The sequence below is a fragment of the Streptomyces sp. NPDC094143 genome (genome assembly GCF_040303825.1).
In the GTDB taxonomy this organism is placed as follows: domain Bacteria; phylum Actinomycetota; class Actinomycetes; order Streptomycetales; family Streptomycetaceae; genus Streptomyces.
Window position 1 is genome coordinate 1 of the sequence record NZ_JBEOTZ010000022.1, and the last position, 12,898, is coordinate 12,898.

At 69.4% G+C, this 12,898-nt stretch carries 12 protein-coding genes; all 12 read right to left on the minus strand.

Going from position 1 to position 12,898, the window contains the following annotated elements; genetic code table 11:
- On the minus strand, positions 1–622 hold a 622-nt coding region (gene aroC / locus ABTZ58_RS25435), incomplete at its 3' end, for a chorismate synthase (protein ID WP_351360989.1).
- Positions 623–847: 225 nt separating this feature from the next.
- Positions 848–1,300 carry an acetyltransferase gene (locus ABTZ58_RS25440; RefSeq protein WP_351360992.1) on the minus strand — a complete coding sequence of 151 codons (453 nt, stop codon included), beginning with the start codon at positions 1,298–1,300 and terminating at the stop codon, positions 848–850.
- 117 nt (positions 1,301–1,417) lie between these two features.
- On the minus strand, positions 1,418–2,257 hold the full coding sequence (locus ABTZ58_RS25445; protein WP_351360995.1) for a shikimate dehydrogenase: 840 nt from the start codon (positions 2,255–2,257) through the stop codon (positions 1,418–1,420).
- The gene (gene mltG, locus ABTZ58_RS25450; protein ID WP_351360998.1) at positions 2,238–3,944 is read right to left on the minus strand and encodes an endolytic transglycosylase MltG; all 1,707 of its coding nucleotides are present in this window, start codon (positions 3,942–3,944) and stop codon (positions 2,238–2,240) included. Before mltG ends, ABTZ58_RS25445 begins: the two co-directional genes overlap by 20 nt.
- A 121-nt stretch (positions 3,945–4,065) precedes the next feature.
- Positions 4,066–4,530, minus strand: a complete 465-nt coding sequence (gene ruvX, locus ABTZ58_RS25455; RefSeq protein WP_351361001.1) for a Holliday junction resolvase RuvX — start codon at positions 4,528–4,530, stop codon at positions 4,066–4,068.
- A gap of 15 nt (positions 4,531–4,545) precedes the next feature.
- Positions 4,546–7,218, minus strand: coding sequence for an alanine--tRNA ligase (gene alaS, locus ABTZ58_RS25460; RefSeq protein WP_351361004.1), 2,673 nt, complete (start codon positions 7,216–7,218; stop codon positions 4,546–4,548).
- A complete protein-coding gene (locus ABTZ58_RS25465; RefSeq protein ID WP_351361007.1) occupies positions 7,218–7,571 on the minus strand; it encodes a hypothetical protein in 354 nt (117 codons plus the stop codon). Before ABTZ58_RS25465 ends, alaS begins: the two co-directional genes overlap by 1 nt.
- Before the next feature lie 9 nt (positions 7,572–7,580).
- On the minus strand, positions 7,581–8,021 hold the full coding sequence (locus ABTZ58_RS25470) for a DUF948 domain-containing protein (RefSeq protein WP_311684360.1): 441 nt from the start codon (positions 8,019–8,021) through the stop codon (positions 7,581–7,583).
- A gap of 176 nt (positions 8,022–8,197) precedes the next feature.
- The gene (gene rpsD / locus ABTZ58_RS25475) at positions 8,198–8,812 is read right to left on the minus strand and encodes a 30S ribosomal protein S4 (RefSeq protein ID WP_094057797.1); all 615 of its coding nucleotides are present in this window, start codon (positions 8,810–8,812) and stop codon (positions 8,198–8,200) included.
- Positions 8,813–9,113: 301 nt separating this feature from the next.
- The gene (locus tag ABTZ58_RS25480) at positions 9,114–10,469 is read right to left on the minus strand and encodes a replication-associated recombination protein A (protein WP_309096594.1); all 1,356 of its coding nucleotides are present in this window, start codon (positions 10,467–10,469) and stop codon (positions 9,114–9,116) included.
- A gap of 56 nt (positions 10,470–10,525) precedes the next feature.
- Positions 10,526–11,182 (minus strand): vitamin K epoxide reductase family protein, encoded by a 657-nt coding sequence (locus tag ABTZ58_RS25485; protein ID WP_351361011.1) that lies wholly within the window; start codon positions 11,180–11,182, stop codon positions 10,526–10,528.
- Between the two features lie 453 nt (positions 11,183–11,635).
- Positions 11,636–12,898, minus strand: coding sequence for a histidine--tRNA ligase (gene hisS / locus ABTZ58_RS25490; RefSeq protein ID WP_351361014.1), 1,263 nt, complete (start codon positions 12,896–12,898; stop codon positions 11,636–11,638).

Genomic DNA, 12,898 nt, shown 5'->3' on the forward strand with positions numbered 1-12,898 from the left:
CCATCGCCTTCGAGGCGTCCGCGTCCAGACAGCGCACCGGGTCAGCGTCCAGCCGCTCCACATCACCCGGCGCCGGGTACACACCCTTCGGCGCCCTGGCCGAGGCCAGCTCCACCACATGGGAGACGATCTCGACGCCGGTGGTCTCCTTCAGGTAGGAACGGGCCACCGCGCCGAGCGCCACCCGGGCGGCGGTCTCGCGGGCCGAGGCGCGCTCCAGGATCGGGCGGGCCTCGTCGAAGCCGTACTTCTGCATACCCGCGAGATCGGCGTGGCCCGGGCGCGGGCGGGTCAGCGGGGCGTTGCGGGCCAGACCTCGAAGGATTTCCGGGTCGACCGGGTCGGCCGCCATGACCTGCTCCCACTTGGGCCACTCGGTGTTGCCCACCATGATCGCCACCGGCGAACCCAGCGTGCGACCGTGCCGCACCCCGCCCAGGAAGGTGACCTCGTCGCGCTCGAACTTCATCCGGGCACCGCGGCCATAGCCCAGCCGCCGCCTCGCGAGATGGTCCGCCACCATGTCCGTGGTGATCGGCACGCCGGCGGGAAGGCCCTCCAGCGTCGCCACGAGTGCGGGACCGTGGGACTCACCCGCGGTCAGCCAGCGCAACCTGCTCAACGGTGCTCCTCAGTGCTCGCGCCCTGGTACTGCCCTGCGTACGCACGTCCTCGCGTACGGCGACGGCCCGACCGGGTGCGCGGCCCCGGTCCGCCGCTTCCGATCCTCCCACGTCGAGGCGGGCGGACCGGAATCGGTCCGCGTGACGGACAGGGATCGGGCCGAGCGGGGACGTGCGCGACACCCTCACGGAGCGGAGGGTGCCGCGGGCGTCTCACGAGAGCGTCAGCCGCAGTGGCCGAACCCGCTCGTGTAGCTGTCCCAGAAAACACCGTTGTCCACGTACTCGATGCCGCCGGTGTACTTCACGCACTTATTGGAGGCCTGGACATAGACGGGGCCCGCGTAATAGCTGTAGTCGGCCTTGTCCCGCTTCCAGCTGCCACCCTCGACCAGAATTCCCGCCTCCGTCAGGGCGCTGACTCCGACATAACCATTGATGTGCATGGTCACCACGCAGTTGTAGCCGCTCGACGCGTTGTACAGCAGTGAGACCCGGGCTGCGGGCTTCCTGGTGCTTTTGTCGAATCCCACCGTGCGGGATTCGAGAACCTGGTACCCGGAGCCGCATGCCGCTTCAGGCGTCGAGGCCGCAGCCACAGCGGGCGTCGCCGAGGCGAGGCCCATCGCTCCCGCCAGACCGACGGCCAGCGCGATCGACGTGAGATGCCTGCGCATTTTCATTCCCCTCCCGTGATTTACTCTGCGGCCACAAGCTAGCGACCAGGAGAGGGAGTGATCAACTAGGTATTTCCACATTCGGCGCGTTGACCGAAAACAGGCGGTCGCGGTGTTTCACCCGGCTGAGAGAGCACGTTCTCCGGCTGTTCGCATCGCCGTCAGGGGAGCCGGTGAAATGCCCGTCATCCGTTCCACCTGGAGAACGGCTTGGTGAACCAGGAGGTCGAGTCCGCTGACCACCGCACCCCCATGAGCCGACCAGCGCGCGGCCAGTGCGGTCGGCCACGGGTCGTAGAGCACGTCGAAGAGCGTGGCCGGCCGCTCGGGGACGGCGGAGGCCAGCGCGTCCGTGGCTCCCGCGGGCGTCGTGGCGATCACCAGAGGGGCAGTCAGCGCCTGCTCGGCGTCCGACCAGTCGGCGATCCGCACGTCGACGTCCAGCCGCTTGCCCCACTCACGCATCTCGGCCGCCCGGGTCTCACTGCGCACATGGACGACGATCTCGCCGGTGCAGATCCTGGCGAGTGCGGCCAGCGCGGAGGAGGCCGTGGCACCGGCCCCGAGGATGGCGGCGGATTCGGTCTGTCCGATGCCGCGTTCGCGCAGCGCGGCGACGATACCGGGGATGTCCGTGTTGTCTCCGACGCGCCGCCCGCCCTCGGTGAACACGACGGTGTTGACCGCCTCCACGGAGGCCGCCGTCTCGCTGACCTCGTCCAGCAGCGGAATGACGGCCCTCTTCAGCGGCATGGTGAGCGACAACCCGGCCCACTCGGGCCCGAGCTTGTCCACGAACCCGGGCAGCGTCGCTTCGTCGACCTCGAAGCGGTCGTACGACCAGCCGGTCAGCCCCAGCTCGGCGTACGCCGCGCGGTGCAGTACCGGAGAGAGGGAGTGGGCGACGGGGCTGCCGAGCACCGCGGCACGGCGGATGTCAGTTACCGGAGCTGGCATCGAACTTTTCCTTCAACTTCAGGAACTGCGCGTGCGTCTTCGCGAACTCGGTCTTGCTCACACCGTCGGTCGCCACGAAGTAGATCCATCCGTCCTTCGTCGGCTTCAGGGCCGCCTGCAGCGCGACGTCCCCCGGGTTGCCGATCGGCCCCGGCGGCAGACCCTTGTTGGTGTACGTGTTGTACGGGTCCTTGTTGCTGTTGATCTCGGATTCGCTGATGTGGATGTTGCTCTCGTTCTTCAGGTAGTTGAAGGTCGAGTCGAACTGGAGCAACTGGTAGGTCTCCGTGTTGGTGGGCTTGAGGCGGTTGTAGACCACCTCGGCCATCTTCCGGAAGTCGTCGTGGGTCTTGCCCTCGGCCTGGACCAGGCTCGCCACCGTGATCAGCTGCCACGGGCCGTCGAGGCCGAGACCCTCGGCCTTCTCCTCCACACCGATCTTCTGGTAGTTCTGGGCAGCCCGCTCGACCATCTGCTTCAGTACGGCCTCGGGCTTCTGCCCCTCCTTCACGCCGTAGCTGGAGGGGTAGAGGAACCCTTCCAGCGGGTCCTTGACGTCCGGGTGGTTCTGCGCCCAGGCGGGCAGTCCGAGCTTCTTGTAGTCCTTCTTGGCGACCGCGGCCGTGGTGCCTGCCTTGACCTTCAGTCGCTGGTCGATGAGCCGGTAGATGTCGGCGTTGCGCTTGCCCTCGGCGATGATCAGGTTGTCACGGCTCCTGGGACTGAGCATCAGTTCGACCGCACTCGCGGCCGACATCTGCTTCTGCAGCGTGTAGACGCCGTCCTGGATGGTCTTGCCGTCGGGGTTCTCGGACTGGGCCGAGACGAAGGCGTCGACGCTCTTGACGACCCCGGCGGACTTCAGGACCTGGCCGATCGTGTAACCGCCCGCGCCCTTGGGGATCTCGACGGTCACCGTCTGCCCGTTGCCGTCCCCCGCGAAGTCCGGGGCGTCGCCGAAACGATCCTGATAGAACTGGTAGCCGACGTAGCTCACGCCCGCCAGGCCGCCGCCGAGGACCAGGACGACCACCAGGCAGGCCATGCCGTTGCGCCGCTTCTTCGGCTTGCCGCCGCGACCGCGCTGGTCGCCGCGTCCGCGGCGGTCCCCCGGCTCGTCGTCCTCGTCGTCACCCCCCGCGAAGAACGCGTGTTCCCCCTGGTCGGGGCCGGGGTCCCAGTCCGTCTCCGGCTCGGGCTCGCCCTGCCGGTGCCCGGGCGGCTCGGGGGGCGGGTAGGCGTCGGGCGTGCCGTAGTGGTCCTGCCGGCCCGCGTCGTACGCCCCGGCCTGCTGTCCGTAGGAGTCCGAGGGGTCACCGGGATAGGAGACGTGCTGCTGGTGGGGGTCGTCGGACCAACCGCCGTCGCCGTACTGCTGCTGGTGATATCCCTGGTCCTGCGGGTGGCCGGGGTCCTGCTGACCGGGGTGCTGCTGATGGCCCTGGGGGTGTGCCGCGTACTGCTGCTGGTCGTAGGGGTACTGCTGCTGCGCCTGGCCGTATCCGGCCTGCTCACCGGTGCCCCAGTCGCCGTACTGCGGCTGCTGCTGCGGGTAGTGCTGCGGCTGGCCGCCGTAAGGGGACTGCTGACCCTGCTGGGCCTGCTGTCCATCCCATCCGCCGTCCCCGTACAACGGGTCATCCGGATGCCACGGTTCGGAGCCTTGGCCCCGGCCATACTCAGTCATCGATCCCCTAGAGCCGCGAGGCGGCGGTCACGCGGCTTCCGGCTCGGCTCCCGTTCCGCCTCTTGCTGTGCGGGGGCTGTTCGAATGCCGCCGCATCGCGCGGAACGTTACCGTATCGCGATCAGATGACCACTTCGACCTCTTCGCCGGGTGCTTTACCTGACACCCGTTCGGATTCAAGCGCCTGTTGCAGGATCACCACGGCCGCTGCCTGGTCGATGACGGACCGGCCCTTCTTGGACTTCACGCCCGAGGCGCGCAGCCCCTGAGTGGCCGTCACCGTCGTCATGCGTTCGTCCAGGAGCCTCACCGGAACCGGGGCGATCATGCGCGCCAGTTCCTGGACGAAACCGCGGACCTTGATAGCGGCCGGCCCCTCGCCCCCCTTGAGGGAGCGCGGCAGGCCGGCCACGACCTCGATCGGCTCGTACTCCTCGACGAGTTGCTTCAACCGCCGCTGAGCTGCGGGGACGTCACGCCCCGGGACCGTCTCGACCGGGGTGGCGAGGATCCCGTCGGGGTCGCACGAGGCGACCCCGATGCGGGCGTCCCCGACGTCGATCGCGAGGCGACGTCCTCTGCGCATGTTCTCTACCGTCTCCTACTTGGCCGTCTCGGCGACGAGGCGCTCGACGGCGTCCACGGCGTCACCGATGGCGGCCGGGTTCTGGCCGCCGCCCTGGGCGACGTCCGGCTTGCCGCCACCGCCGCCACCGAGGGTCTTGGCGGCCGTGCGGACCAGGTCGCCGGCCTTCAGGCCGCGCTCGCGGGCGGCCTCGTTGGTGGCGATGACCGTCAGCGGCTTGCCGTTCGCCACCGTGAACAGGGCGACCACGGCGGCCCGGCCGCCCTGGATGCGTCCGCGTACGTCGAGGACCAGCTTGCGCAGGTCGTCGGCGGTGGTGCCGTCCGGGACCTGACCGGTCACGACGGCAACGCCACGGACGTCCTTGGCGGACTCGGCGAGACCGGCGGCGGCCTGGAGGACCTTCTCGGCGCGGAACTTCTCGATCTCCTTCTCGGCGTCCTTCAGCTTGCCGAGCATGGCGGAGACCTTCTCCGGAAGCTCCTCCGGGCGGCCCTTGATCAGCTCCTGGAGCTGGGCGACGACCGTGTGCTCCCGGGCGAGGAAGTTGTAGGCGTCCACGCCCACCAGGGCCTCGATACGGCGCACTCCGGAGCCGATGGAGGACTCGCCGAGCAGCTTCACCAGGCCCAGCTGGGCGGTGTTGTGCACGTGCGTGCCGCCGCACAGCTCCTTGGAGAAGTCGCCGATGGTGACCACGCGCACGCGCTCGCCGTACTTCTCGCCGAACTCGGCGATGGCGCCCTGCTTGCGGGCCTCGTCGATGCCCATGACCTCGGCCTGCACGTCCAGGTCGCGGGCGAGCACCTCGTTGATCTTCTGCTCGACGTCGGTCATCACGGCCGTCGGAACGGCCGACGGGGAACCGAAGTCGAAGCGGAAGCGGCCGGGCTGGTTCTCGGAACCGGCCTGGGCGGCCGTCGGGCCGAGGGCGTCACGCAGGGCCTGGTGGGTCAGGTGCGTGGCCGAGTGGGCACGGGCGATGGCCTTGCGGCGGCGGCTGTCGATCGAGGCGTGGGCCTTGGCACCGACCGTGACCTCACCGACCTGCACGACGCCCTTGTGGACGTAGACACCCGGGACCGGCTTCTGGCAGTCGCGGACCTCGATGACCGCACCGGAGTCGGCCTTGATCCGGCCGGTGTCACCGATCTGGCCGCCGCCCTCGGCGTAGAACGGGGTGCGGTCGAGGACGATCTCGACCTCGTCGCCCTCGGTGGCGGCCGGGGACGAGACGCCGTCGACGAGGATGCCGACGATCGTCGACTCGCCCTCGGTGTCGGTGTAGCCGATGAAATCGGTGGCACCGGCACGGTCGGCGATCTCGCGGTAGGCGCCCATGTCGGCGTGGCCGGTCTTCTTGGCCTGGGCGTCGGCCTTGGCGCGCTCCCGCTGCTCCTTCATCAGGCGGCGGAAGCCCTCCTCGTCCACGGACAGCCCCTGCTCGGCGGCCATCTCCAGGGTGAGGTCGATCGGGAAGCCCCAGGTGTCGTGGAGCAGGAAGGCCTTGTCGCCGGGCAGGACGGTGGAGCCGGCCTGCTTGGTCTCGGTGACGGCGGTGTCGAGGATGTTGGTGCCGGCCTTCAGCGTCTTGAGGAAGGCGTTCTCCTCGGCGAGGGCGACCTTCTCGATGCGCTCGCGGTCGGTGATGAGTTCCGGGTACTGCTGCCCCATCATGCCGATGACGACGTCGACCAGGTCCTTGACGACCGGACCGGTGGCGCCGAGCAGGCGCATGTTGCGGATGGCGCGGCGCATGATGCGGCGCAGCACGTAACCGCGGCCCTCGTTGCCGGGAGTGACACCGTCGCCGATGAGCATGGTGGCCGTGCGCATGTGGTCGGTGACCACGCGCAGGGAGACGTCCGAGGCGTGGGCGTCGCCGTAGGCGACACCGGTCAGCTCGGTGGCCTTCTTGATGACCGCCATCGAGGTGTCGATCTCGTACATGTTCTGCACGCCCTGCAGAATCATGGCGAGCCGTTCGAGGCCGAGGCCGGTGTCGATGTTCTTGCTGGGCAGTTCGCCGAGGATCTCGAAGTTGTCCTTGCCGGTGCCCTCGCCCCGCTCGTACTGCATGAAGACCAGGTTCCAGATCTCCACGTACCGCTCGTCGTTGACGGCGGGACCGCCCTCGGCGCCGAACTCGGGGCCGCGGTCGTAGTTGATCTCGGAGCAGGGGCCGCAGGGGCCGGGGACGCCCATGGACCAGTAGTTGTCCTTCATGCCGAGGCGCTGGATGCGCTCCTTCGGCACGCCGACGACCTCGTGCCAGATCCGCTCGGCCTCGTCGTCGTCCTTGTAGACGGTGATCCACAGACGCTCGGGGTCGAGGCCGTAACCGCCCTTGTCCTGGGGGCCGGTGAGCAGCTCCCAGGCGAGCTTGATGGCGCCTTCCTTGAAGTAGTCGCCGAAGGAGAAGTTGCCGCACATCTGGAAGAACGTGCCGTGCCGGGTGGTCTTGCCGACCTCTTCGATGTCCGGCGTGCGCACGCACTTCTGCACGCTCGTGGCGCGGTCGAAGGGGGGCTTGACCTCACCGAGGAAGTACGGCTTGAAGGGCACCATGCCGGCGGGGACGAGGAGCAGAGTCGGGTCGTCCGCGATGAGCGACGCCGAAGGGACGACGGTGTGCCCGCGCTCCTCGAAGAAGCTCAGCCAACGGCGGCGAATCTCGGCCGACTCCATCAGTGGTCCTCATTCCGGTTGTACGTGTACGTCTCGTACGTCGAACCCTCGACGTACTTCGGGTCGTTGCGGTTCTCGATGGCGGCGAACCGCCGGGGGCCGGGGAGTTCGGGATTCTGGTTGATCCCGAGGGCCTCACCCAGCTCGGCCTCGCGGACGGCCATGTTGGCGCGGACGTCGAGCGCGAAGCCCACGGCGCGGTCCTTGAGGCGGTGACCGGCCTCGATCGCCTTGTTTCCGGCGGCCTTGGCGAGGCTTTCGGGGGTCAGCTGCTTCAGCTTGCGGTTGACCTTGGTGGTGGCCCACACACCGGCTGCGACGCCCGTGGTGAACCAGAAGGTACGGCGGAACATCGCTGGCTCTCAGTCCCTCTTCCCTCGGGCGCTGCGCCGAGAGACCGTACGGCCCACGATCACGGTACGCCTGGACGCGTTGGCGGGCACGTCCTCCTTGCGGCCGCCGAGGGCCCGGCGCACGCCGTAGCCGAAGGCGGCGACCTTGACCAGCGGGCCGCCGAAGGTGGAGGCGACGGTGGTCGACAGCGCGGAGGCGTTCGAGGTGACCTCCTGGACGTCGGAGGCGATCGCGTCGACCCGGTCGATCTGGGTCTGCGCGGAGCGCACCGCCGTGGAGGCCTCTGCCAGGAGCGGGACGGCCTGGTCGGTCACATCCGCGACGAGTTTGGTGGTCGCCTTGAGCGTCTGGGCCAGCCTCGCCAGGGCGACGGCGAGGAAGGAGACCAGAATCGCCCAGAAGACGGCCACCAGAATCCCGGCAACCTCTCCACCGGACACTGTGTGCACCCGCTCCCTGAAACGTGCCTGAACATCGAAAAAGTCGTGCGACGAGCCTATCGCGCCGGGGGTGGCGCTCCGTACCGGATATCCGCCCGGCGACGGGACAATCGCGAAAGCCCGCCGCCTCGCCCGCCACGGGGGCGGGGAGACGGCGGGCTGAAGTACCGCGTGCCTGCCGGGGATCAGCGGGCGTAGTACTCGACGACGAGCTGCTCGTCGCAGATCACCGGGATCTCCTTGCGGTTCGGCTCGCGGTCCAGGCGGAACGCCAGGGCCTTGAGGTTCACCTGGAGGTAGCGCGGGGTCTCACCGTCGGGGGCGAAGCCACCCTCACGGGCGATCGTGAAGAGGGTCTTCTCCTTGGAGCGGTCGCGGACCTGCACGACGTCGTCCGGGCGGACACGGAAGGAGGGCTTGTCGACCTTCTTGCCGTTGACCTGGATGTGGCCGTGGACGACCATCTGGCGGGCCTGGTAGATCGTGCGGGCGATGCCCGAACGCAGGACCAGGGCGTCGAGACGGCGCTCCAGCTCGATGATCAGGGCCTCACCGGTCTTGCCCTGGACCTTGGAGGCACGCTCGTAGGCGCGGACGAGCTGGCGCTCGGACACGTCGTACTGCGCGCGCAGACGCTGCTTCTCCAGCAGACGGACCTTGTAGTCCGAGTTCTGCTTGCGGCCGCGGCCGTGCTCACCCGGCGGGTAGGGACGGGCCTCGAAGTACTTGACGGCCTTCGGGGTCAGCGCGATGCCGAGGGCACGCGACTTCTTGACCTTGGGGCGGGACTGGTTCGCCACTGCTTCTCATTTCCTTGATTCGGCTTGTCAGGGTTGTGGGAGGTCGCATCCGCAGCCGGGGAAACCCGCCTCGGTCCTGACGGACCTCGGTGGGCAGCCGCTCCCCTGGTCTGGGCACATACGTGCAGCACGCGAGTGGCCCACCGACCGGTCCCGTCCGCTGGACGAGGGGTGGTGGGCTGCCCGCGACACCTTCGACGGTGCGCGACGCTCCTGGAGCAGATCCCGGAGGACCGGCTCCGGCCGGCTGTCCCGTTCTGACTGCGCGGGACGCGGCACTCCGGACGAGTTTACAGGGTTTTCAGGACCGCTTTCGACCGAGGTTCTTCCTGGTCCACTCGACCGCGTCCGCGTAACGGGCCTCCGCGCCGTGCCGGGTCGGCTCGTAGTACTCGCGGTCCTTGAGGGCGTCCGGGGCGTACTGCTGGGCGGCGATGCCCTCGGGCAGGTCGTGCGGGTAGACGTAACCCTGGCCGTGGCCGAGCTTGGTGGCGCCCTTGTAGTGGCTGTCGCGCAGGTGGGCGGGGACCGGTCCGGCCAGGCCCTTGCGCACGTCCTCCAGGGCGGCGCCGATCGCGGTGGTCGCCGCATTGGACTTCGGGGCCAGGGCGAGCGCGATCGTGGCGTGGCTGAGGGTGAGGGCCGCCTCGGGGAAGCCGATCATGGCGACGGCCTGGGCGGCGGCGACCGCCGTCTGCAGGGCGGTCGGGTCCGCGAGGCCGATGTCCTCGCTGGCGGAGATCATCAGGCGCCGGGCGATGAAGCGGGGGTCCTCGCCGGCCTCGATCATCCGCGCCAGGTAGTGCAGGGCGGCGTCGACGTCGGAGCCGCGGATGGACTTGATCAGGGCGCTGGCCACGTCGTAGTGCTGGTCGCCGTCGCGGTCGTACTTCACGGCGGCCCGGTCGACCGTCTCCTCCAGGGTGGTCAGGCCGATCTCCGCCTCACCCTTGTCGAGGGCGGCTCCGGCGGCCGCCTCCAGGGCGGTGAGGGCACGGCGGGCGTCGCCGCCGGCGATGCGCAGGAGGTGGCTCTCGGTCTCCTCGGGGAGGGCGACGGCGCCCTTGAGGCCGCGCTCGTCGGTGAGGGCGCGGCGCAGGAGGCTCCTGATGTCGTCGTCCGTGAGCGGTTCGAGGGTGAGGAGCAGGGAGCGGGACAGCAGCGGGGAGATGATCGAGAAGTACGGGTTCTCCGTCGTCGCCGCGATGAGCGTCACCCAGCGGTTCTCGACGGCCGGGAGCAGGGAGTCCTGCTGGGCCTTGCTGAAGCGGTGGATCTCGTCGAGGAAGAGGACGGTCTCCTTGCCGTAGCCGCCGGAGGCGCGGCGGGCGCCGTCGATGACCGCGCGGACCTCCTTGACGCCGGCGGTGATCGCGGACAGCTCCACGAAGCGGGCGTCGGTCGCCTTGGAGACGACGTAAGCCAGGGTGGTCTTGCCGGTGCCGGGCGGGCCCCAGAGGATCACCGAGGAGGGGCCGGCCGGGCCGGAGGCGGCCTCACCGACCAGTCTGCGCAGGGGCGAGCCGGGCTTCAGCAGGTGCTGCTGGCCCACCACCTCGTCGAGGGTGCGCGGGCGCATCCGCACGGCCAGGGGGCTGCTGGACGGCTCCTTCTCCTGGCGTTCTTCGGCTGCGGCGGTGAACAGGTCGGGCTCCACGTGAGAAACCCTAAATCACCGCACTGACAATCCGGCCGGGGCCCGCAGCGCCCGGGTCAGCTGGTCCAGAAGTCCCACCAGCGGGTCAGGATCAGCATGCCGATGATGCCGATGTGCAGCACGGGCATGACCCAGGTGAACTCGCCGAAGAAGCCCTTGAGCCAGCCCGGGGCGGGCAGGAAGCCCTTGCGGATGTTGAACGACGTGACGTACCAGAACATGATGATCGTCGCGACCCAGGCGAGGCAGCACCACAGGCACAGGGCGTTGATCCGGTACAGGGACTGGAACATCAGCCAGGCGCAGAAGGCCACGCCGAACAGGCAGCCGGCGTTGAAGGTGAGCCAGTACCAGCGCGGGTAGCGGGCGCGGGCGAGCAGGCTGACGCCGACGCAGACGACGATGCCGTAGGCGACCAAGCCGAGCATCGGGTTCGGGAAGCCGAAGACGGCGGCCTGCTTGCTCTCCATGACGCTGCCGCAGGAGACGACCGGGTTGAGGCTGCAGCCCGGGGTGAACGTCTTGCCCTCGACCTTGGCTTCCAGGAGCTTGAACTTGTCGAGGGTGATGACCCAGGCGGCGAGCAGTCCGGCCGCGCCGGTGATCACGAGCAGCAGGGCGAGGGCCCGGCTGCCGCCCTCCGCGCGGGGCGCGATCTCGGCACGCTCCGGCTCGGGCTCCGTGGAGACGTCCTTGACTGTCGTCTTGCTCATCACGCCGATTCCGTCACTTGAGACCTGAACTTCTCCGGGCAGGGCCATTGTGCCGCACCGACCTGTGTCTCCACCGTTCAGTGGACATAAGGAGGTCCCCACGGCCGCCGCCGGGGGTTGCGTTCCGGCCGCCGCTCGTCGCGGGGCGGGATGCGGGTACCTCTGCGCCGTCCGGGCCCGGAAGCTGCGGGGACGTGCCCGGCGCCGGCGGCATCGGTGGGCGGACCCGGTCTCCGGCACGCGCGCGTGGCGCCCCCGGAGCGGAAATCGCGCGGCAGGGCGAATCGGCACTCACGGAGTTGACGGTCCGCGAGAACGTGCGACGCGGCGCTGTGCCGACGGGGGTTTCGTACGGTCGGCAGGATCTGGCTGGTTCGCTTCGCCGGTCCGTCGGGACCCGGGGTGTCCGAGCAACAGGAAGGGCGCCGGGGACCCGGCGCCCTTCCGTGCGGATCAGCCCAGCCGGGCTTCGAGTTCCGCCACGATCTCGTTCACGCCCACCGCCGTCTGCTCGCCCGACTCCATGTCCTTGAGCTGGACGACGCCCTCGGCGAGGTCGCGCTCACCGGCGACGATCGTGTAGCGGGCCCCGCTGCGGTTGGCGTTCTTCATCGCGCCCTTGAGGCCCTTGCCGCCGTAGGAGAAGTCGGTCGCGATGCCGTTCTTGCGCAGCTCGGTGACCTTGCCGAACAGGATCCGGCGCGCCTCCTCGCCGAGCGGGACGGCGAACACACTGGTCGTGGGGGGCAGTTCGAGCTCGATGCCCTCCGCCTCCAGGGCGAGGACCGTGCGGTCGACGCCGAGGGCCCAGCCGACGGACGGCAGCGCGGGGCCGCCGATCATCTCGGAGAGGCCGTCGTAACGGCCCCCGCCGCCCACCGCGGACTGGGAGCCGAGTCCGTCGTGGACGAACTCGAACGTCGTGCGGGTGTAGTAGTCCAGGCCGCGCACCAGCTTCGGATCGTCCTCGAAGGAGATGCCCGCCGCCGTGATCAGCTCACGGACCTCCTCGTGGTACGCCTTGCACGCGTCGCACAGGTAGTCGCGCAGCAGGGGGGCGTCGGCCAGCTGCTTCTGGACCTCAGGGCGCTTGTCGTCCAGGACGCGCAGCGGGTTGATGTCCGCGCGGCGCAGGGTGTCCTCGTCCAGGTCCAGGCCGCGCAGGAACTCCTGCAGCGCCGTCCGGTACACCGGGCGGCACTCCTTGTCGCCCAGGCTGTTGAGCAGGATCCGGAAGTCGCTCAGGCCGAGCGAGCGGTAGGCCTGGTCGGCCAGGATGATCAGCTCGGCGTCGAGCGCTGGGTCCTCCGCGCCGATGGCCTCGGCACCGACCTGCGAGAAGTGGCGGTAGCGGCCCTTCTGGGGGCGCTCGTAGCGGTAGTACGAGCCGGAGTACCAGAGCTTGACCGGGAGGTTGCCCGCCTTGTGCAGGTTGGCCTCCAGCGCGGCGCGCAGCACCGAGGCCGTGCCTTCGGGACGCAGGGCGAGCCGGTCGCCGCCCTTGGTCTCGAAGGCGTACATCTCCTTGGTCACGATGTCGGTGGACTCGCCGACCCCGCGTGCGAACAGTTCGACGTTCTCGAAGCCGGGCGTCTCGATGTAGCCGTAGCCGGAGTTGCGCAGCGGGGCGGCGATCGCCTCGCGGACCGCCAGGTACTTCGCGGAGTCCGGCGGGATCAGGTCGTACGTGCCCTTGGGGGCCTTGAAGGTGCTCAC